The 20,122-nt window shown below is 39.9% G+C and carries 18 protein-coding genes; 8 read left to right on the top strand and 10 right to left on the bottom strand.

The features are described from left to right. Positions 1 to 22: 22 nt before the first annotated feature. Positions 23 to 1,048 carry a phosphate acyltransferase PlsX gene (plsX, locus tag H6G75_RS29385; RefSeq protein ID WP_190983438.1) on the bottom strand — a complete coding sequence of 342 codons (1,026 nt, stop codon included), beginning with the start codon at positions 1,046 to 1,048 and terminating at the stop codon, positions 23 to 25. A 348-nt stretch (positions 1,049 to 1,396) separates the two neighbouring features. Beyond that, positions 1,397 to 2,875, bottom strand: coding sequence for a leucyl aminopeptidase (locus tag H6G75_RS29380; RefSeq protein ID WP_190983437.1), 1,479 nt, complete (start codon positions 2,873 to 2,875; stop codon positions 1,397 to 1,399). Between the two features lie 166 nt (positions 2,876 to 3,041). On the opposite strand from H6G75_RS29380, the gene H6G75_RS29375 reads away from it, so the two are divergent. Then, the gene (locus tag H6G75_RS29375) at positions 3,042 to 3,734 is read left to right on the top strand and encodes a Uma2 family endonuclease (protein ID WP_190983436.1); all 693 of its coding nucleotides are present in this window, start codon (positions 3,042 to 3,044) and stop codon (positions 3,732 to 3,734) included. Between the two features lie 30 nt (positions 3,735 to 3,764). Here H6G75_RS29375 and H6G75_RS29370 read toward each other — a convergent pair whose 3' ends face one another. From H6G75_RS29370 to H6G75_RS29360, 3 genes are all read right to left on the bottom strand, one after another. Continuing rightward, positions 3,765 to 4,916, bottom strand: a complete 1,152-nt coding sequence (locus tag H6G75_RS29370; protein ID WP_190983435.1) for a hypothetical protein — start codon at positions 4,914 to 4,916, stop codon at positions 3,765 to 3,767. Positions 4,917 to 5,093: 177 nt separating this feature from the next. Beyond that, positions 5,094 to 5,921 carry an alpha/beta fold hydrolase gene (locus tag H6G75_RS29365; RefSeq protein ID WP_190983434.1) on the bottom strand — a complete coding sequence of 276 codons (828 nt, stop codon included), beginning with the start codon at positions 5,919 to 5,921 and terminating at the stop codon, positions 5,094 to 5,096. A 342-nt stretch (positions 5,922 to 6,263) separates the two neighbouring features. Further along, positions 6,264 to 6,989, bottom strand: coding sequence for a 1-acyl-sn-glycerol-3-phosphate acyltransferase (locus tag H6G75_RS29360; RefSeq protein ID WP_190983433.1), 726 nt, complete (start codon positions 6,987 to 6,989; stop codon positions 6,264 to 6,266). Positions 6,990 to 7,363: 374 nt separating this feature from the next. Between H6G75_RS29360 and metG the strand changes: the two genes are divergently transcribed. From metG to lptC, 3 genes are all read left to right on the top strand, one after another. After that, entirely contained in the window at positions 7,364 to 8,965 is a 1,602-nt protein-coding gene (gene metG, locus H6G75_RS29355) for a methionine--tRNA ligase (protein WP_190983432.1), read from the top strand. Between the two features lie 170 nt (positions 8,966 to 9,135). Beyond that, positions 9,136 to 9,768, top strand: a complete 633-nt coding sequence (locus H6G75_RS29350; RefSeq protein WP_015112605.1) for an NYN domain-containing protein — start codon at positions 9,136 to 9,138, stop codon at positions 9,766 to 9,768. Further along, positions 9,765 to 11,024 (top strand): LPS export ABC transporter periplasmic protein LptC, encoded by a 1,260-nt coding sequence (lptC, locus tag H6G75_RS29345; RefSeq protein WP_190983431.1) that lies wholly within the window; start codon positions 9,765 to 9,767, stop codon positions 11,022 to 11,024. The genes H6G75_RS29350 and lptC overlap by 4 nt, the downstream gene beginning before the upstream one ends. Before the next feature lie 115 nt (positions 11,025 to 11,139). Here the strand turns inward: lptC and H6G75_RS29340 are convergent, their stop codons facing one another. The 5 genes from H6G75_RS29340 to H6G75_RS29320 all read right to left on the bottom strand — a co-directional run bounded on the left by H6G75_RS29340 (position 11,140) and on the right by H6G75_RS29320 (position 16,147). Next, a complete protein-coding gene (locus H6G75_RS29340; RefSeq protein ID WP_190983430.1) occupies positions 11,140 to 12,798 on the bottom strand; it encodes a caspase, EACC1-associated type in 1,659 nt (552 codons plus the stop codon). Between the two features lie 338 nt (positions 12,799 to 13,136). After that, positions 13,137 to 13,865, bottom strand: a complete 729-nt coding sequence (locus tag H6G75_RS29335) for a hypothetical protein (protein ID WP_190983429.1) — start codon at positions 13,863 to 13,865, stop codon at positions 13,137 to 13,139. A gap of 48 nt (positions 13,866 to 13,913) precedes the next feature. Then, complete coding sequence (locus tag H6G75_RS29330; RefSeq protein WP_190983428.1) at positions 13,914 to 14,711, bottom strand: serine protease; 798 nt, start codon at positions 14,709 to 14,711, stop codon at positions 13,914 to 13,916. A 77-nt stretch (positions 14,712 to 14,788) separates the two neighbouring features. Then, complete coding sequence (locus H6G75_RS29325) at positions 14,789 to 15,550, bottom strand: serine protease (protein WP_190983427.1); 762 nt, start codon at positions 15,548 to 15,550, stop codon at positions 14,789 to 14,791. Positions 15,551 to 15,583: 33 nt separating this feature from the next. Further along, positions 15,584 to 16,147 carry a COP23 domain-containing protein gene (locus H6G75_RS29320; protein ID WP_190983426.1) on the bottom strand — a complete coding sequence of 188 codons (564 nt, stop codon included), beginning with the start codon at positions 16,145 to 16,147 and terminating at the stop codon, positions 15,584 to 15,586. Positions 16,148 to 16,520: 373 nt separating this feature from the next. On the opposite strand from H6G75_RS29320, the gene H6G75_RS29315 reads away from it, so the two are divergent. The 4 genes from H6G75_RS29315 (at position 16,521) to H6G75_RS29300 (ending at position 19,907) form a co-directional block, all read left to right on the top strand. Then, positions 16,521 to 17,498 carry a sodium-dependent bicarbonate transport family permease gene (locus H6G75_RS29315; RefSeq protein ID WP_190983425.1) on the top strand — a complete coding sequence of 326 codons (978 nt, stop codon included), beginning with the start codon at positions 16,521 to 16,523 and terminating at the stop codon, positions 17,496 to 17,498. Positions 17,499 to 17,502: 4 nt separating this feature from the next. After that, entirely contained in the window at positions 17,503 to 17,796 is a 294-nt protein-coding gene (locus H6G75_RS29310) for a P-II family nitrogen regulator (RefSeq protein WP_190983424.1), read from the top strand. A gap of 78 nt (positions 17,797 to 17,874) precedes the next feature. After that, complete coding sequence (locus H6G75_RS29305; protein ID WP_190983423.1) at positions 17,875 to 18,549, top strand: carbonic anhydrase; 675 nt, start codon at positions 17,875 to 17,877, stop codon at positions 18,547 to 18,549. Positions 18,550 to 18,635: 86 nt separating this feature from the next. Next, positions 18,636 to 19,907: a proton extrusion protein PcxA gene (locus H6G75_RS29300; protein ID WP_190983422.1), complete on the top strand. Its 1,272-nt coding sequence runs from the start codon at positions 18,636 to 18,638 to the stop codon at positions 19,905 to 19,907. Positions 19,908 to 20,122 lie beyond the last annotated feature (215 nt).

Raw genomic sequence — 20,122 nt, 5'->3', positions numbered from 1 at the left:
ACGGATGACAATTACACTATGACTAACCGTTCTCACGCTGTAGGATTTCGTACTGCGATTGAAGTCTTTGCAGCACTTGGTTATCAACTGCTTCTTTTGCCATACGTATTGCACTAAAAATTGAAGGTGCTTGTGAACTACCGTGACCGATAAAACAAACTCCAGCCACACCTAACAGTAAAGCACCTCCATGCTCCGCATGATCCATCCGTTGCTTAATTCGCTTGAGATTTGGTTTTAAAAGGGCAGTTCCAATTTGACCGTGCAAGCCTTGGGGCAGTTCTTCACGTAAGATTTGCAGAATTACTCCTCCCAGAGATTCGGCAAATTTGAGTAACACATTGCCCACAAAGCCATCACAGACAATCACATCAAATTGTCCCGAAAGTACATCACGTCCTTCGGCATTACCAGTAAAATTGATACTAGAATTTTCCCTTAGTAATTCATGGGCGCGGAGTGCTTGCTCATTACCCTTGGTATCTTCTTCACCAATATTGAGTAAGCCTACCTTGGGTGAATCCATTCCCAAAACATATTGGCTGTAAATTGAACCCATCACAGCAAACTGCTCTAAAAATTTCGGGCGGCAGTCTACATTTGCACCTACATCCAGTATCAATACTGGCTTGCCAGCCATAATCGTGGGGAAAACTGTACCAATGGCTGGACGATCAATTCCTGGCAATCTTCCTAAACGCAGCAATGCTGATGCCATAGCTGCCCCAGAGTGTCCAGCAGAAAATACAGCGTCTGCCTGTTGATTTTTGACCAAATCCATCGCTACATTAATCGAAGCCTTACGTTTGCGTCTAACCGCATTTAAAGGCTCCTCATCCATAGCGATCGCTTCTTCAGCAGGAACTATCTCCACCCGCTCCAAAGTAGTTTTTGGCGGCATGACAGCTTTAATTTGTTGGGGATCACCAACTAGCAAGACTTTCACACCCAATTCTTCGCTGGCGCGTAATGCACCAGCAACGATTTCTTTGGGTGCGTGATCCCCCCCCATTGCGTCAATTGCTATCCGTGCGCTAGTCGATCCCATTGCTCAGAGCTTATAGAAACCTTACAAATTTTACCAGATTGGCTTTGTTAAAAAACCGTAACTTTTTCACTGCCAAATTACTATGCTAAGTGCTAAGTGCTGAGTTCTGAGTGCTGAGTCCAGCAAAAAGTAGTCAGTACTCCGCATCATTTGTCATTATTGCAACATAATTTTGGCGGCAAGCCCAAGATAACACGCGAGAAGTTAAAAGTAAAAAGGTGAGCCAGCGCAGTCTTGGGTTTTCCCCCATGAGCGACTGGCTCACCCGTTAGCGCAGCGTTAGCGACGCAGGAGCGTCAGGGCAAAAGTTAAAAGACAGAGCCTTTTGCCTTTTTATTTTTGACTTTATTATTGCTCAAGTACCCAATTGACCAACATCCGCACACCGTAGCCAGTTGCGCCGGGGCCGTTGTAGCCATTTTCTTTGTCTGCCCAGACTGGCCCTGCAATGTCTAAGTGCGCCCAAGGGGTATCTTTGACGAATTGCTTGAGGAATAGGGCGGCGGTAATTGAACCACCAGGACGCGGCCCGGTGTTTTTCATATCCGCAATCCCCGATTTCAAGCCTTCAAAATATTTTTCTTCCATTGGCATCCGCCAAATTTTTTCGCCGGATGTGCCAGCTGCTGTTTCTAACTGGGAAGCTAAAGCATCATCGGGGGTGTACAAACCGGCGATATCATCACCCAAAGCAATTACGTTCGCACCTGTGAGGGTGGCTAAATCCACGATCGCATCTAAGCCCAATTTATCTGTATATACCAAAGCATCAGCCAAGGTTAAACGCCCTTCAGCATCGGTGTTATTCACTTCGATTGTTTTGCCGTTAGAAGCTTTGAGGATGTCGCCTGGGTGCATGGCGCGACCGCTAATCATGTTTTCGGTAACGGCAGAAATGAAGTGAACTTCGGCATCGGGCTTGAGTTGGGCAATTGCTTTGGCTGCACCCAAGGTAGCAGCTGCACCACCCATATCAATTTTCATGGTTTCAATGCCGCTACCTGCACCTTTAATATTCAATCCCCCAGAATCAAAGGTTAAACCTTTACCGATAATCGCTAATTTCTTTGCGGGTGTACCTTCTGGTTTGTAGGTGAGGTGAATGAATTTGGGTGGTAAATCAGAGGCTTGGGCGACTCCCAAGAAAGCACCCATACCCAATTTTTCACAATCTTCTTTTTCCAGGATTTGTAATTGCAAGCCGTAGTCTTTAGCAATTTCTTGGGCAGTCTCGGCCATTGTAATGGGTGTAACTGTGTTAGCTGGGGCGGCTACCAACTCCCTGGCTAAAATGACCCCAGATACAATTTGATTGGCACGCTTGAGCGCATCCTCTTGACCTTCAAAGCCCAGCAATTCAACAGTTTCAACTTTTGCGCCTTTATCATCTGGTTCTGATTTAAAGCGCACATCTTGATATAAAGCTAACTCTACACCTTCTGCGATCGCTTGGGCTGTGGCTGCTGGGTCGTTATTCCACAAGGGAAAGCTAAATCCGAGAGTTTTGCTTTTTTGCTTTTTGGCTACCTTCGCCGCCGCCGCCGCCGCCCGCCGCAGACTATCTACTTTCAGTGCGTCTGGTTTTCCTAAGCCAACCAAAATTACTTTTTTAACCGCACCACCGCCTGCGACACGAACAAAAACAGTGCTATTGGCTTTGGCTGTAAATTCTTCTTCGGCAATGACTTCTTTTAAGATGCCAGCAAACTTTTCATTCAAAGTCGCCAGTTCACCTGTTAACTCTACCGCATCTTCAAATAATCCAATTGCCAAACTATCGCCTGCCCACTCCAGCAGAGGCTGATTACTAAGTTTAATTGTTGCCATTTTGGGATTTTGTTTAAAGATTCCTTCTTGTACCAGTATTGCTCAAAAATTTGAAGTGTGAAGAGAAGTCAGAAGTCAGAAGTGTGAAGTCTGAAGTCTGAAGTGTGAAAGATTATTTCAAGTGTGGGTTTTTGACTCTTGACCAATAACAAAGGACAAATGACTAATGACAGAAGTGTTCTATCCTAGTTCCGATGGTGAACCAGTGGCAGAAAGCTATGCTCATTTATGTGTATTACTGGCGACACTAGAAATTCTGCGTCAGTATTTAGTAGGACAACAAGCAACAGTCCTTGCCAATCAATTTCTCTACTACGCTCAAGGGTTTCCTAAGTTGCGCGTTGCCCCTGATGTGATGGTAATTTTTAATGTCGCGCCTGGTGGTCGAGATAACTATAAAGTGTGGGAAGAAGGGGAAGTTCCATCGGTGATTTTTGAGATGACTTCGGCGGGGACGAAAAATCACGATCAGGAATTTAAGAAGACTTTGTACGAGCAACTTGGTGTTAAAGAATACTGGCTTTTTGACCCCAGAGGCGAATGGGTACAAGGACAGTTGCGGGGTTATAGGTTGCGCCAAGATTCTTATGAGTTGATTACCGACAATCGTAGTGAACCATTGGGTTTGCGGTTGCAGGTAGAAGGAGAACTGATTGGTTTTTACCGAGAAGATACAGGAGAGAAACTACTGAACCCTACAGAACAGGCGCAAGCACTACGTGAAGCACAACAAAGAATAGATGCAGAAGCTTTAGCTCGACAGCAAGCTGAACAGGCTCAACAGCAGGCTGAACAGCAAGTAGAGCAATTAAAGCAACGCCTCAGAGAAATGGGTATTGATCCTGAGCAGATTGAATAGGAATAGAGGCTAGGGGCTGGAGGCTAGAGGCTAGAGGCTAGTGTTGGAATCAGAAGTATTAACTATTGACTCGACTTCGGTGATGTCAATGTCAAATTTATTGATAATTGCATTAATGATTTCTTGTTCTACTCCTGTGGTTTGCTGGTCAAGTTGAGCAATTCTTTGGCATTGTGCCAACAGTGGGATTGCAAAATCACGGTTGAGTTGATTGAGGAGTGTATCTAATGGTTGCGGTGACTTGATATTTTTGGCGATCGCATCCAGGGAATTAGGGCTGAGGTTTAATGCTTGCAATTCTGGTAAAATTTCTTCCCAGGTTTTTTCGGGATGGCTGGCGAGAATTACATGAACGAGAATTTTATCCATGATGGCTTGTTGAGCGATCGCAGTTTCTAGGTAATTTTCACTTTCTGCTTTCAAGTTCGCCAAAGTTTCTGGTGATGTTAAGGAAACAGATTCATCTAGTTTGGCTTCGTAAAATCGACAAGCTGCGTAACCTAGAGAATAGCTTAAGGCCGCGTTGGAACTAGTGGCGATCGCTGCACCTGCAAACGGCACATTTCGCAGTAGCGCCAATCCGGCGGCTTTTAATAAACGATTACCACCCAACCCCAAACCAAAAATTGTCAAAACTTCGCCTTTCCTGGCTGGATCTTTTAAATCTAAGTCGTAAGCAGCCGCAATTTTATACAGCATTTCCGATTGCAATTTCATGGTTGCAGCTAAATCAACTGCTAATAATGCTGCTGCTACCCCTGGTAAAATGCTACTGGCAAACCCAATCCCCCCAGCTTTGGTGGCAGTGTCTAGCATGATGCGGTGAGAAATCTGGCTAGGCGATTCCTGTGGATGCTGTTGCTTGAGTTTTTTCACGCTGGCTGCGGCTTTTTCTAGGTCAACATTTTCACTAGCACCAATCAGCCAATTCAGATTTAAAAAACCCGATAGCCTTCTAATCAGCCAATTTTGACTGAGGTGATCAACTACTTGACCAGTAGTTTGAGTTGCTTGTCCAAATAACTTATGTGTTTGTTTAGCTGCGGCTGCACCCATTCCCAAGGCTGTATCAAAAAATGTTTTACCAGTCGTCGCCAAAGAGTCAAATAACGATGATTTCTCTTTAGCGGATGTTTGATTGGTAATTTCTACTTTGGATGGTTTTTGGGGTTGGTTTGTCATTGTTATGCCAGTCGCTCTAATCTGTTTGTAGCGAAATCAAGACTAACTTGACATCTTCCAACAAGTACAAGTTTGAGTGCCGTACACTGAGCGACTTGTACCGAGTGAAGTCGAGGTAAGTCGAAGTGTGAGTAATGAGTAATGAGTGCCTTCTGCCTCCTGCCTCCTGCTATCAGCTCACCCTAATTCCTTCACTGGTAGCTTATAAACCTTGTGAGTCGGAGTTTCCAAAAAGTTGTTGTTTTGCAGAATCTCATAAAGACTAATATCTTGTTCTAGCAAACAGGCGTGACCGCTATTAGGCAGAATTAGAACCTGAGATTTGGGTAAAATAGCAGCGATTCGCCTCACTTCTGTCACAGAAGGTAAAAGCCGATCGCCTGCACCAGCAATTAATAATACTTGTTGCGTCAGGCGACGTAATTGCTTATCGTCCACGGCAAATTCTCGCAATAATGCCAATCGCCAATTTACTGTTGCTGATGGGACAGAACGCATAGTTTTTAGCAACTCATGGCGATCGCTTCTGGTCATACGTTCTAAAGATGCCAGAAACGGCAATAAACCCAACGCCCCAATATCATACAAGGATTCTGGCACTAAGCATGATAGCTGGGATGCCCAATCTAAAAACGGACGTAGGCGAAAAGCTGAGGCTGGGTTAATCAAAATAATCCGTTTAAATAAATGCGGGGCTTTGGTGGCTACTTTCATCGCTAAACAGCCGCCAAAGGATTCTCCGCACAAATAAACTGACCTTTGGGAACTTTTCTCCAATTCTGCGTGAATTAAGTCCAAGACGTTATTAGTCAACTCTTCCCAAGTCGTTAAGTCTTTTCTGGGGATCGCCAAACAGCGAACATCAAAGCCTGCTTCTAGTCCCGATGTTTGCGATCGCAATAACTCACCAGTCCCATCCATTCCCGGTAAATAAACAAACAGCGGATACTCTGGTTGGACTCGTTTCGGAGTCAGAAAACACGGCTTTAACTCAACTTCTGGCATTGTATAACTTTAATTTCCTTGAGGATTTTTATCGTTTTACCTGCATAAAATCATTATCTTTTGAGACTTTTTTTAAAAATGATTCTCATAAACAGACAAAAATTATCAGTTCAAAATAGTGAGTTGAAGTTTTCGACAGTATTACAGGTAAAAGTCTGTTAAAATCATAACTCAGCTAATAAAAACTCACTTAAATATTCAATCAAATTATTGTAAATATAATTTAATCTTATACAAAAATTCTGTTAGATCATATTTAGCAATATATATCTAAAATCAGCAAAAAATTACAATTAAAACGCCAGCAAAGCAATCTTCAAAATTAGGCCTTGGTGTTGTACATCAATAACATCCTTGTTGTAGTAAATTTGCGATTTCACCGTGACAATGTTGGGTGATTTCAGATATAACTTTCTTGGCTTGTTTGCCATGATATTGACTTTGATGTTCGTTCTTAATCCAGTAGGGGCGACCAATGAGTACAGCTACCCGTTGATATATCACTAATGGATGCCATCCATATTGGTTAAATAGAGGTTCGGAAGGGTCAAACAAACTCAACAGTTTTAGGGGAAAAGCTGTAGTGTTGACTTCTTCTAAAGAGGCGATCGCAATTGGTAAAATGGCTAAATCTGGTACGCTAGACCGCAACGCTAAATGGGCAAATCCGCGCTGAAACTCCCCCACCGCCGATGCTGGAGTCGATTGCACCATCGGTTCGGCCCCTTCAGGAAAAACGCCTACCATCTGCTTAGACTTTAATAGCATCTGTGATTGAGCAAAAAAGCTTTGCTGACGATTTTCCACTGTTTCTAATGGAAAACAACCTAATTGTCCGGTGACAATTTCGCGCAAAATTGGCACTTGTCCCATGTAGTGATGACAAGCAAAACGAATCGGACTTGATAACGCCGTCATTAAAATCATGGCATCCATAAAGCTGCGATGATTGCTCACTATTAACAAACTTGCATCACGAGGAATGCGATCCTCGTAATAGCGAAACATTCGTGTGGAAAAAGTTGCTAAAAATAAGCGAGAAATATCTAATGGGCTATTTAGACTCATATCTAAATATATTTTTGGGAAAATATCGTAGTTTATCTTGATTTAATTTTTACATTTCTTTACTAATGCTACGACCCTCTTAGGATAGAAATGTCTTATCTATAAAAGCAAACGATTTTTCTATGTTTAGAGCGTTGTACTTTTGGTCACAATCTATGTAAGAAACAACCTCAGATCAACCTTATGAAATTCGCCTTTCTGTTTTTAGAGCTGAAATTAGCCAAATTTGTACTTATTACAAAACATTTCTGAACTCTAGAAATTTGCTAATATTAAGATGAACTTTGAAAAAGAGATAGTAATGTAATATAATTGCGTGGTTTTGCCTTCGTAACTAAGTATAAAACGTTTTAATAATTTGTTTTTTATTCTGCATGAACCTAGTGGATAAAACAGACCAGACATTTGCACTGACAACACCCCTTTACTATGTAAACGATGTCCCTCATATTGGAAGTGCTTATACAACCATCGCCGCAGACGTAGTGGCTAGATATCAAAGACTCAAAGGACATCGTGTCCTGTTAATAACAGGTACAGATGAACATGGGCAGAAAATTCAACGTTCAGCAGAGTCTTTAGGTAAAGCGCCCCAAGAATTTTGTGATGGGATTGTTCCCAGTTTTGTCACCTTATGGGAGAAATTAAACATTCAATATGATCGCTTTAGTCGGACAACTGCGCCGCGACATGAAGCGATTGTTAAAGAATTTTTTGGGCGCGTTTGGCAAAAAGGCGATATCTACCAAGGGCAGCAAAAAGGCTGGTATTGCGTAGCCTGCGAAGAATTTAAAGAAGAAAGAGAATTATTAGACGGTAAGCGTTGCCCGATTCATACCAATAAAGAAGTTGAGTGGCGAGACGAACAAAATTATTTCTTTCGCTTATCTAAATACCAAACTCAATTAGAAGAGTTTTATCAATCGCACCCAGATTTCATTCAACCCGAAAGCCGTCGTAATGAAGTTTTAAGCTTTGTCAGTCGAGGTTTACAAGACTTTTCCATCTCCCGGATTAATCTTGACTGGGGTTTTCCTGTTCCAACTGATCCTAACCAAACTTTATATGTCTGGTTTGATGCGCTGCTGGGTTATGTCACAGCATTATTAGAACCTGATGCTGAACCAACCTTAGCTAATGCTTTAGCAACATGGTGGCCGATTAACTTGCATTTAATCGGCAAAGATATTCTGCGTTTTCATGCAGTTTACTGGCCAGCAATGCTCATGTCGGCAGACTTACCTTTACCAGATAGAGTATTTGGGCATGGATTTTTGACCAAAGATGGGCAGAAAATGGGGAAGGCGCTGGGTAATACCCTTGATCCGATCGCTCTAGTTGAGAGATATGGTAGTGATGCGGTTCGTTATTACTTTCTTAAGGAAATCGAATTTGGCAAAGATGGCGATTTTAATGAAAGTAGATTCATCAACGTTTTAAATGCAGATTTGGCAAATGATTTAGGTAATTTGTTAAATCGCTCCTTGAACATGGTGAAGAAATACTGTGCTGGCAATCAAGTGTCAGTTTCAGATGAAACCATTTCTGCGGCAAATCCTTTGAAAACGATTGGCTTACGTCTAGGGGAACAGGTACAACAAGCATATCAAGCACTAGCTTTTAATCAAGCCTGCGAAGCTGTTCTGTCATTGGTACAAGCCAGTAATAAGTTTATTGATGAACAAGCACCTTGGTCACTATATAAACAAGGACAGCAGCAGGAAGTAGAAAAAGTGCTTTACGCAGTTTTGGAATCAGTCAGGCTGTCAGCATATCTTCTTTCACCAGTGATTCCCAATATCAGTAGTGAAATTTATCAGCAACTGGGTTTTGGAATCAACTTTAACGAACAAAATCAAACAGCAACTGCTGCCCCATTCTCCATTCATTCCCAATGGGGGTTACTATCTAATAAACAACTGTTGGGGAATCCTCAACCAATTTTTAAACGTATAGAACCTCCGAAAAACGATTAGTTTTTTTAATTTCTTTTAGAACATTTTCTAATCTCTCAAATCTCTCGAAAAATTTATCGGGGCTGAAATTAAATCATTAGCCCCGGAAAATTATCATAAAACGCTCTAACTAAAAGTCAAACTTGGAAATTTGTATCAAAAATATCAAGATAAAAATGAGGTATGACAACATGTTGAATAATTTAGAAAACGACTCGATATTTACGCCAGAACAAGTTTTAGAGAATCGAGGCCGAGTCGCTATATTTATTGACGGCTCAAATCTATTTTATGCTGCTTTGCAATTAGGAATTGAAATTGATTACACCAAGTTGTTGTGTCGGTTAACAGGTGGTTCACGGCTGTTGCGGGCTTTTTTCTACACTGGGGTCGATAGAACCAACGAAAAGCAGCAAGGTTTTTTGTTGTGGATGCGTCGGAATGGGTATCGCGTCATTGCAAAAGACTTAGTACAACTCCCAGATGGTTCTAAGAAAGCCAACTTAGATGTCGAAATTGCTGTTGATATGATGGCTTTGGTTGATTCTTATGATACGGCGGTGTTGGTGAGTGGAGATGGCGATTTAGCCTATGCCGTCAATTCTGTAAGCTATCGTGGTGTAAGGGTAGAGGTTGTGAGTTTACGCTCCATGACCAGTGATAGTTTAATTAATGTGAGCGATCGCTACATTGATTTAGAAGCTATCAAAGAAGATATCCAAAAAACACCACGCCAAAGTTACCCCTATCGTCCCTTATCGGGAATGGGTTTTTTGGATGACCCAACAGACCATGACGGACATCTAGAAATTCAGGATACATGAAGCAGCAAGGTTGGCAGATAGCAAAAATAAATTTTAGATTTCTGGGGGGAATAACAAATAAATCCCCCCACTTTCATTACTTGAGTTTTTTGAAATTCCACTCAATTACAACCAAATGGTCTTACCTAGTCTTGACTTTACTGTTAATGATGAGTTTAGGGGCTTGTGGTAAACCTGCAAACAACTCCAATCAAAATAATCAAAGTTCCTCGCCAGAAGATTCTGATAGTAAATTAACTTTTTTTGATGTCACCTTAGAACAAGCCGATGAAGTCGGGCGACCACTTTGGACAGTCAAAGCCAAAAAGGCAAGATACACCAAAGAAAAAGAAATAGCTCAAGCCGAAAACCCCTATGGAGAATTATATCAAGATGGCAAAATAGTTTATCAAATTAAAGCCGACTTAGCAGATATTGAACAAGATGGTAAACGACTATTTCTCAAAGGGAAAATTGTAGCCACAGACCCTACTAATGGTGTGGTTTTGCAAGGTAACGAAATGGAATGGCTACCCAAAGATGGTTTACTGATTATGCGGAATCAAATCAATGGTAGTCATAAACAGTTACAAGCCATAGCCCAAGAAGCACGAGTCAAAACCCGCGAACAAGTAGCCGAGTTTATCGGTAAAGTCGTTGCTAATGCGACTGATCCCCAAGTCAAAATGCGGACAGAACATTTAATTTGGCAGGTTAAACAAGAAAAATTAATTGGCGATCGCCCTTTACAATTTGAACGGTATAAAAATAATAAAATTACCGACCGTGGTCGCGGTAATTCTGCTGAATTTAACTTAAAAACTAAAATTGCTACCATCAACAAAAATGCCCAGGCAGACTTATTAGATCCACCAGTTCAAATCATTGGTAACTCGATGGTCTGGGATATGAATACAGAAAATATCAGAACAAATTCTCCTGTGCGGGTATTTCACCGGGCTGAAAAACTGACGGTGACTGGTAATCAAGCTGAGATGAAAATCCCCCAAAAAACAGTTTATGTAGTAGGCAATGTCAACGCCATTGGTCAGCGTCGTCAGTCTTTAAAGTCTCAGAATTTAACTTGGTATCTCGATAAAAAATTATTAGAAGCCCAGGGAAATGTAGTTTATCGCCAAGCCAGCCCAGCCTTAACATTTAATGGAGATACAGCCGTTGGTAATTTGGAAACAGACAACATTGTTGTGAGTGGTGGTAAAACAGGTAATCGAGTCGTGACAGAAATTATTCCCGAATCACCAAAACAGAGGAATTAAAAGTAAAAAGTAAAAAGCAGGTGTAGGTTGGGTAGAGGAACGGAACCCAACATTCTCAAGACTTTGTTGGGTTACGCTATAACTACACCCAATTTACTATTCTTTTAACTGAACCCTATTGCGTTATATTACTTTTCAAATCTTGTTCTAGATTCTTCGCAAATGATCGCTTGATTTCTGGAATAGCTTCTTCAATAATCTGACTAACTAAAATAGGGTTTTGTTTAAGAGCATTTTGAATCTGATATTTAAGTTCACGTTTGGTTGATGCTAACTGGTCAGCTATATCTTTATCACTAATCTTTTTTCTCATCCATACAGGTAGATCGGTTTTTCTCAAAAGTGGCAAATCCTTAGTCAGGATATCAGGTAGTTTACTAAATAAATCTGAAATTTTTATTGATAGAATACTTGCTAATACTGAACCAAATAATAAAGCAATTCGAGATGGTGTTGTTAATGCAACCACAAGAAGTAGTAATGCTAAAATTACAAAGAGACCAAGTGATCCGGAAAGTATTGAGATAGCAAGACGAATTCCAGATAAAAGTTCTTCAGAAAGTACCCTGAAGGTTGGTGATTTACTGAGATCACATATTCTCTCTTTGAGCTTAACTTCATCACTTGCACCAAAAATTAAACCTTCAAATTCCCTAACATCTAAACTATACTTGTAGGCGATGTTAGAAATATTGGGTTTGAGAACAGTTAATATTTTAATTATCCAATCATTTACCGCTTTCTCCATTAAACTTCTTGCCGCATCATTATCAAACCATTGGGATGACTCGGTAATAACTTTATTTTCTAAATCAAGAATTGTGAAATAACCAACATTGCGCTCGCGCCATCTCTTTAAACAAGGCGTAAAAATATTTTCAATTAAGCCATCAGCTAATGAATTTGCTAGTGAATCAGGTAATGAATCAGCTTTTTTCTCAGCTTCATACTTGAAAACTAAATCTAACCAATTATTAAATTCTTTCTTCAAGGCTTCTGCTCTTTGAAACTTCAGCCTTGAAGCCTTTGATAATGTTGTCGCTATCTGAATCCAATCTCCTTCCTCAGCAATATAAAATATTTGGGGAGTCATCTGAGGTGTGGTTCCAGTCACCTTCTTCCTAGCATATTCATGTAATTCAGCGATTGAAATGTACCCATCATCGTCTTCATCTGCTGCTCCTGTGCGGATACCTTCTACCAAATAGCGAGTATAAATTGAAAGTTCTTCATTATCTTCAAATATGGAGTATTGAGTGGGACTGGATGAAGTGAGAACTGCTCTGCCTTTACCGCCTAGTTGAGCTTGGATGTCAACTTTCAAGTCATCTTTTGCACTCATACCTTTAGCAAAAGCTGCACTGAAACAGCTATCCAAAATAACTACCTGCCGTTTGGAACGACTGTTAGACATTTGTTCGTGAATGAAACTTGCTGCTACTGAAGTTGGTGTAATTAACTTTCCATTCTCAGCTTTGCGAGTTTCTCGTGTAGAAAGATATAGCCTTCCGACCTCATCTGTTATGCCATGTCCCGAAAAAAAGAAAAGTACCAAGTCATCTTTTTTGCACTCCGAAAAGAGTTTATAGATGGCGATTTCCATATCTAGCCGGGAGGGATTATGTAGCATTGTTACATTTTCTTCGGGAAAACCCCCCATTTCTGGATGTGTTAGCACTTCTCGTAGCGCATCAGCATCTTTTATCGCAGTTGGTATTGGTGCTAAACAAGGCTCGTATTCACTAATGCCAATTAAAAGAGCAAACTTTTCCATAGTAAAAACACTCTATATAGAGCTATAGCTATGAATTCATGAATTATTGGACTTGCTGAATAGTAATCTTGAGTTCAGCTTGGTGGTCTAACTACTTATTAGTTAATGGCGTTGCATAAATGTGGGATGAATTGAGATGTTGAAGCAAAATGAAAGATTGATTTTTCGCGCAAAGGCGCGAAACAAAATTCATCCCCTTAATCAGCAACGACTAGTTAATAAGTAGTTGGACAAAATTAAATTCATTTTTGGTTATAGGGAACAGGGAGCAGGGAATGGAAAAACAATGTGTGTAATTAATTTTGTCTGGATATTAAATTTAAGTTTTTTTACCTTATTTACGGTTGATTTGGTGCAGTACAAGCACTATTAAAACCATAAGCTTCTTGCCAATGTTTCACAGTTCCCTTACCAATAGGAAACACTTTAGTATCACCATTGGCAAAAGTTAACCGAACCCGGACTTCTTTGGGTGGAGCTTTGCGTAAAATGTTAGCAGCATCAGCATTAATAGCAAACAAAGTATCTGACATATACCAAGTATTGCTATATGAAACATTTTGATTGTTTTCATATTCGGTATATGTATACTTGCCAGAAAAGCCTCTAACTTTGCTATTAGGGCTAGGAGTCAATTGTAGAATTTGACCATCAATACCTAACTCGATGGTTGTGGGAGCGATTTGTTCTAATGTCGCTTGGCCATCGGCTGGGGCGGTTTGGACGACAATTTTAGCAAAGCAGCCTTCAATTTTGCTTCCCCACAGAGATACAACTACAAATCTGCCGGGACGAGGGCCGCTAAAGGGACTTTTAATTAAACTGCTTAAGGGGTCTTCGCCGTGGGCATCAATAACTACTTTGCCTAAAGCGGAATTGACTAGGGTATCTTGGATATTCACGAGTTTACTAAAAGGCAAACCACCGCCAGCCCAAGGCATACCATTTACTGTATTGAGTTTATCTTCATCGATCGCTGTTTGGGCGATCGCTTTTTCACCATCAAAATTTAGCAAATTTGGCAATAGTAATACAGTTAAAATACTAAAATTTAATATTTTTTTCATCTGAAAAAATGTGTAAATTAAAAAGTTTTATTCTAAATTCTGCCGTCTTTAGCAAATTCTACCAGGACAAGAACCTGCGGCTCCGCCAGAACCATTGATTACTGATGGTCTGCCAATGGCGGGAACATTAGCCGATGCAGGTTTATCTTTTGGTTGAGAAATCGGGATTGCTAATTTCAAAGTTCTTACAGCTTTGGAATTAACAAAGATATTGATGGGAATGCCTAAATTAAACCCAACTTTTTCCCCGTCGGATCTCGCACCGCGTCCATGAATCCCAATTAAACGGCCGTTATCATCTAGCACAGGGCCACCACTCATCCCGCGATAAGTCGTGTTGCTATAAATTAAGGTGTAACCTTCTTTGTCTTGAGAATTAGTCCCGATAATTTGTCCGACTGGTACTAACACAGTACGGTTTTCAATGCCATGTAATGGTTCTGGTGCGCCGGATACATATACTGTTGTGCCTTCTCTGGTGGCATCGGAGTTGCCAAAAATCGCCACATTGTAGGCTTGATCGCTATTAAACTGTAAAATTGCTAAATCCGCTTCTGGAACACGGGTGATAGACGTGGGTTGAATTTGATATTGGGTCTGACTGCGTGTTTGGATGATGTAAGTTCCTGGCGCATCAACCACATGCCAATTAGTCAGCACGCTGTAGGTTTTGCCTTTGCGGTAAATAATCACTCCAGAGCCAAGTTGCGGGCCACTAATCATGACAGTAATATTTTGAGCAAGATTAGCAACATCCTGTGCAGTTAAAGGTCGGGCAATTTCTGGTTGCGTAAAGGCGATCGCTACCCCGACAATTGCTGTTGTAAATCCACGATTAAGTCTCATAATCTCACACCAACGTAAAAAATGATGACGATAGATTGACAGAACGTTGACATCTTAAATCCAAAATTTTTCACCCGCTAATCAGCTTGATTAAATACAGTAGTAACCGTAGTGTTTTCGGCTTTTGGCATCATCTGTCTCACCTTTGTCATCGGTACAGCCCAACTGAGGCGAATAATCATTTGATGCAATCTTGCATCGGCTTTAGAACCATCAGCAAATACTGATGGTTGATCCCACAATGGATAAGCTTGCATTCCATTAATTCCCACCACTTGACCCCGAACATTTAATAAAGGGCCGCCACTCATACCGTTTTTAATATTGTTGGTGTAGCCTAGTTGATAACCGCCCTCTAAAGGTTTGGCTAGAACTAAACTCACCTTACCTGTAGTAAAGGCCAAGCTTTGTTTTTTACCTCGTTCTTCCACAGCCGGAAAACCCGCAGCAAAGACCTCATCTCCTGATGCGGGAAATGCACCAAGAGATGCTATTGCATAGATACTGCCTGCACTTTTGAATTGCAACACAGCTAAATCGTTTTTTCCGAAGTTTAAGCGTTGAGGTAAATTAGCTCTATAAATCCTACCATCTGGCGCTTGTACACGATAGGGAGGATCACCAGCTTGTAATACATGAGCATTGGTCAATACTGTATATGTTGCACCGTTACGCCGCAACAAAATACCAGAACCCAAAAAATCTTGAGATAGAACTTTGACAGTAATTGACCGAGCAATGTAATTTGGTGCAGGAATACTGACAACTGGTGCTGATGCTGACAAAATCAGGGAAATACTGCCAAGACAGACAACCAGTGTCAACGGAGAACCATTCATTTGGGTTTACAACAGATAAAAATAGCGATCGCATTATTCATTAATATCTTGATTAATATCGCTATTTTGGTCATTTGTCGCGTGATTTAAATATGTATCAAAATCAATGTTCAATGAGTCTCCCCCACTTTCATTCAGAACATTCCCAGCGACTAACCCCCGACGATTCATCAGTCTTCTCAAAGTTGCTTTCGCATTACTACCACGTTTGAGAGTAAACAACAAAGAACTATCAGTGCAAGGCGCACTCTGATTTACCGCCGCACACACTACAGGTTGTCCGCGCAAAGTGCCTGTTTTAATATACTTGAGTCTGCCATTGTCATAACTTCTTTGAAATCTCCGCGACACTTCATAACAACGACGTTCTGAGTTCCACTCTTTAGGAAAGTAATCTTGAGATGACCATTGAATCATCGGGACTTTTCTGCCATCTTGAGTTTGAGCAACTGTTATCGGTACACCTTGACGCTTTTCACATTTAAAAATCGTCCCTCCCGCATAACTAGGCTGATCAATAGTTGCAACCACACTCAACGCCGCTACAGAAGAGACTCCAATTCCCATCAAGCCTTGGCCAAACAACCTCAATTTCATGGTTAACACCTAACTTCCTCAAAAATATCAGGTATCTTACTGAAAGTGTAAAACATCATTGACCGTAAAATCACGGTGATAGTTCCCGCCAGAAGACTAATTTAAATTAAACCAAGTTTCCCTAAGCATGATCAAAGTCTTGTTGTAGATAGGAATTGACTGTAATTATCTACTGAAGTTTTCATTTCCGTACAAATCAGAAATTATATTCTTGAGCTAATTCATAGCAATGACATACAAAAAACACACATTGTTCACAATGTTGAAATATATTAACCGAGAATAGTTAATCTTTTGTTACAGAGATTATATCCATGAATCAATCGGCTAGTTTTTTAGTTATTATTCAGAATCTATATCAGGGGTGCTAGACATGAATTCCAGTTTAATTCTGTCCAATATTTTAAATCCGCCAGTGTTATTTTTCTTTTTAGGAATGCTGGCAATTTTTTTGAAATCTGACCTGGAAATTCCGCAACCATTACCTAAATTGTTTTCCCTTTACCTGTTATTAGCTATTGGTTTCAAAGGCGGATATGAAATTACAGAAAGTGGTATTAATTCTGAAATTGCTCTTACACTTCTTTCAGCAATATTGATGGCTTCTGCTGTGCCTGTGTACTCGTTTTTCATTTTAAAAGTTAAATTAGATGCGTACAATGCAGCCGCGATCGCAGCAACTTATGGTTCGATTAGTGCAGTGACATTTATTACTGCTCAATCATTTCTCAAAATTTTGAATATTTCTTCTGGCGGACACATGGTAGCCGCTTTAGCATTAATGGAATCACCAGCAATTATTGTGGGTATTTTATTAGTGAGATTGTTTGCGCCAGCGAAAGAAAACCAAAAAGGCGAATTTTCTTGGGGTGAAGTTTTACGGGAAGCCTTCTTAAATGGTTCAGTTTTTCTCCTCATTGGTAGCGTAATTATCGGGACACTGACAGGTGAAAGAGGTTGGGAGAAACTACATCCGTTCACCCAAGAAATTTTTTACGGAGTCTTAGCCTTCTTTTTACTAGATATGGGGATGGTTGCAGCTAGAAGAATCAAAGATATGCGTAAAACTGGTTCTTTTTTGATTGTCTTTTCGATATTTATGCCTGTAGCTAACGCGATTGTCGGCATCATTCTTGCCAAGTTAATCGGCATGTCTGCGGGTAATTCTTTACTATTTGCAGTCCTTTGTGCCAGTGCTTCTTACATAGCAGTTCCCGCAGCAATGCGAATGACAGTTCCTGAAGCTAATCCTAGTTTGTATGTATCTATGGCCTTAGCACTGACCTTTCCTTTCAATATTATTATTGGCATTCCTTTGTATTTCAACATTATCAAAGCTATTGGAGTTTAAATAAGTGGAAGCCATCAAGAAAGTCGAAATAGTCACAAACTCTTTAGAACTACCAAAAGTTCTGGAGATTTTAGAGAAAGTCGGAGTTTCTGGTTACACAATAATTGAAGATGTTACAGGTAAAGGAGATAGAGGTAGAGTTTTTAATGATTTAGAAAGTCATACACTCACTAATGGCTATATTATGAGTGTTTGTACACAAGAACAAGAACAAGAATTAGTAACAGCAATTGAGCCAATCATCAAAAAATTTGGAGGTGTGTGTATTGTCTCTGATGCCAAGTGGATTGCCCATTAGATAAGCTCTGAAGAGACGTATTGATAATATCAACGTCTCTCAAAATCACATTAGCTTATTACTCAGGAGTTTTTAATCGTGCCAATTAAACGCATAATTGCGGGGCTAAATGAATTTCACGACAATTATTTTATTACACACCGCGAATTATTTGAAAATTTATCACAAGGACAAACACCAGAAGTATTATTTATTACTTGTTCTGACTCTCGGATTGATCCTTTTTTAATTACCCAGAGTCAGCCGGGAGATTTATTTGTTATTCGTAATGTTGGTAATATTATTCCGCCCTATGGCTCACATCACGGTGCTGAAGGTGCAGGAATTGAATATGCAATTCAGGCTTTAAATATCAACGATGTAGTTGTTTGTGGTCATTCTCATTGTGGAGCAATGCGAGGATTATTGCAGATAGGTAGTTTGGCACAGCAAATGCCGTTAGTTTATGACTGGTTAAGGCAGTACGCTGAACCAACTCGCCGTTTGGTGATGGATAACTATAAAGATTGCCCAGGTGATAAGCTTTTAAGAATCGCCATTGAACAGAATGTACTGACGCAAATAGAAAATCTCGAAACTCATCCAATTATTCGTTCTCGACTCCATAGTGGTCAGTTGACTCTTCATGCTTGGATTTATGAAATTGAGACTGGTGAAGTCTTTGCTTATGATGCTGAGACTGGTCAATTTAAGATTTTAGAAAATCGTCCCTTCCCTGTACCAAATCCGTTGATTGGTGTATATTCAGAATAATTAATTATTAATGTTTGATAGGGTAATCGTGATATTTTAAACGCATGATTACCCTATCTTAATTCTAGTTTACACTGAATACGGTAATGAAGAATTTTTTGTTTACAAAGAATAGTGATTTGCTGCGGCAAAAGGTATATGAATATTGGGAAGTGATGAAACAATGGTTTGTCAATACACCGGAGCGATCGCTTGTCCAAGCTTATGATGCTGCAAGGAAAATCAGAGATATTGAAATAGAGCATTTTAACAATCAAATCATTTCTGCCGCATCCGTAAATGAGACACCAAATGTCATGTCTTATTGGCAGAGTATCCTAGCCCAAAATTTAACTCTTATTAAACTGAAACTAGCAGAATTCCAAGCCAGCCGCTCACTATTAGAAATTTCTAATCCTGTTTTATTAGATAAACTCCAGTTCATTGATGAAGTTATTGAAAAGTATCAGCAACAAACATTAATAATTAGCAAAATAAATCCACAATCTATATCTCAGCCGTTAAAAATTGAAAGTGAAATTTATCAAAATACATCTAATCTGATCAATCCTGCTACGAATAATCAAAGTATAGGATTTCTCCCAAGTTCTATTGGTAGAACAATTAATCGAATTACCACAGATTTTTCTCCCAACGCCGAAGCAGATTTTATTCGGAATTACCACATTTCCCAAAATCGGACTAGAACTTCTGTGCGCTTCCTGCTACTGTTAATTGTGATCCCGTTATTAACACAGCAGTTTTCTAAAGAATTTTTAGTCAGCCCTATAGTAGAGCGTGTTAGAAGTCAACAAATTACCTCTATTTTTATCAACACTGAAATGGAGGAAGAAGCTTTCAAAGAGTTAAAAACCTTTGAAGAACAATTAAAATTTCAAACTCTACTTAAGAAATCGCCTAGTTTATCTCCAGAGGAAATCGAAACTACTGTCAAAGAAAAGGCTATTGAAATAGCTCAAGAATTTCGCAAGAAAAGTCAAGAAGCTATCAGTAATGTTTTTGCTGATTTGATTTCCTTAGTCGCTTTTGCTGTTGTAGTTGCTAATGGTAAAAAAGAAATCGCAGCCATCAAGTCTTTTATAGATGAACTGATATTTGGCTTGAGTGATAGTGCTAAAGCCTTTGTAATTATTTTGTTTACCGATATATTTGTTGGTTTCCACTCACCACACGGTTGGGAAGTAATTCTTGAAGGGTTAGCCGAGCATTTGGGACTAGCACCTAATAGAAGTTTGATATTTCTATTTATTGCCACCTTCCCCGTAATTCTAGATACAGTCGTGAAATACTGGATATTCCGTTACCTCAGCCGCTTGTCGCCTTCAGCATTGGCTACATATAAAGAAATGAACGAATAAGATTAGTGAATTACGTATAATAGATTGTCAATCTCCTTCTTTTTTTGGCTGAAAATTGCCACTAAAAATTATTTGCAGCATGTTTTTAATATAGCGTTTTCTACTCTGGTGAGGTGCAGTAACAAGAATGTGTAAACCAATTATAAATGTCATTTAATGAGACTTGGCTAAAAGCATTTTCAATCGCTTTCGCTAAATCAGAATAAGTTCTTGCT

This window comes from Nostoc sp. FACHB-280, assembly GCF_014697615.1.
Taxonomy (GTDB): Bacteria; Cyanobacteriota; Cyanobacteriia; order Cyanobacteriales; family Nostocaceae; genus Nostoc_B.
This window is presented reverse-complemented; position numbering and strand designations above follow the sequence as displayed.

Coding starts and splice junctions, on each gene's coding strand:
- lptC (WP_190983431.1), top strand. CDS start 9,765: ATGAAGCAGCAAGGTTGGCAGATAGCAAAAATAAATTTTAGATTTCTG.
- H6G75_RS29365 (WP_190983434.1), bottom strand. CDS start 5,921: ATGCCAGAAGTTGAGTTAAAGCCGTGTTTTCTGACTCCGAAACGAGTC.
- H6G75_RS29325 (WP_190983427.1), bottom strand. CDS start 15,550: ATGAATGGTTCTCCGTTGACACTGGTTGTCTGTCTTGGCAGTATTTCC.
- H6G75_RS29300 (WP_190983422.1), top strand. CDS start 18,636: ATGAAGAATTTTTTGTTTACAAAGAATAGTGATTTGCTGCGGCAAAAG.
- plsX (WP_190983438.1), bottom strand. CDS start 1,048: ATGGGATCGACTAGCGCACGGATAGCAATTGACGCAATGGGGGGGGAT.
- metG (WP_190983432.1), top strand. CDS start 7,364: ATGAACCTAGTGGATAAAACAGACCAGACATTTGCACTGACAACACCC.
- H6G75_RS29315 (WP_190983425.1), top strand. CDS start 16,521: ATGAATTCCAGTTTAATTCTGTCCAATATTTTAAATCCGCCAGTGTTA.
- H6G75_RS29335 (WP_190983429.1), bottom strand. CDS start 13,865: ATGAAAAAAATATTAAATTTTAGTATTTTAACTGTATTACTATTGCCA.
- H6G75_RS29380 (WP_190983437.1), bottom strand. CDS start 2,875: ATGGCAACAATTAAACTTAGTAATCAGCCTCTGCTGGAGTGGGCAGGC.
- H6G75_RS29360 (WP_190983433.1), bottom strand. CDS start 6,989: ATGAGTCTAAATAGCCCATTAGATATTTCTCGCTTATTTTTAGCAACT.
- H6G75_RS29350 (WP_015112605.1), top strand. CDS start 9,136: ATGTTGAATAATTTAGAAAACGACTCGATATTTACGCCAGAACAAGTT.
- H6G75_RS29330 (WP_190983428.1), bottom strand. CDS start 14,711: ATGAGACTTAATCGTGGATTTACAACAGCAATTGTCGGGGTAGCGATC.
- H6G75_RS29370 (WP_190983435.1), bottom strand. CDS start 4,916: ATGACAAACCAACCCCAAAAACCATCCAAAGTAGAAATTACCAATCAA.
- H6G75_RS29320 (WP_190983426.1), bottom strand. CDS start 16,147: ATGAAATTGAGGTTGTTTGGCCAAGGCTTGATGGGAATTGGAGTCTCT.
- H6G75_RS29340 (WP_190983430.1), bottom strand. CDS start 12,798: ATGGAAAAGTTTGCTCTTTTAATTGGCATTAGTGAATACGAGCCTTGT.
- H6G75_RS29375 (WP_190983436.1), top strand. CDS start 3,042: ATGACAGAAGTGTTCTATCCTAGTTCCGATGGTGAACCAGTGGCAGAA.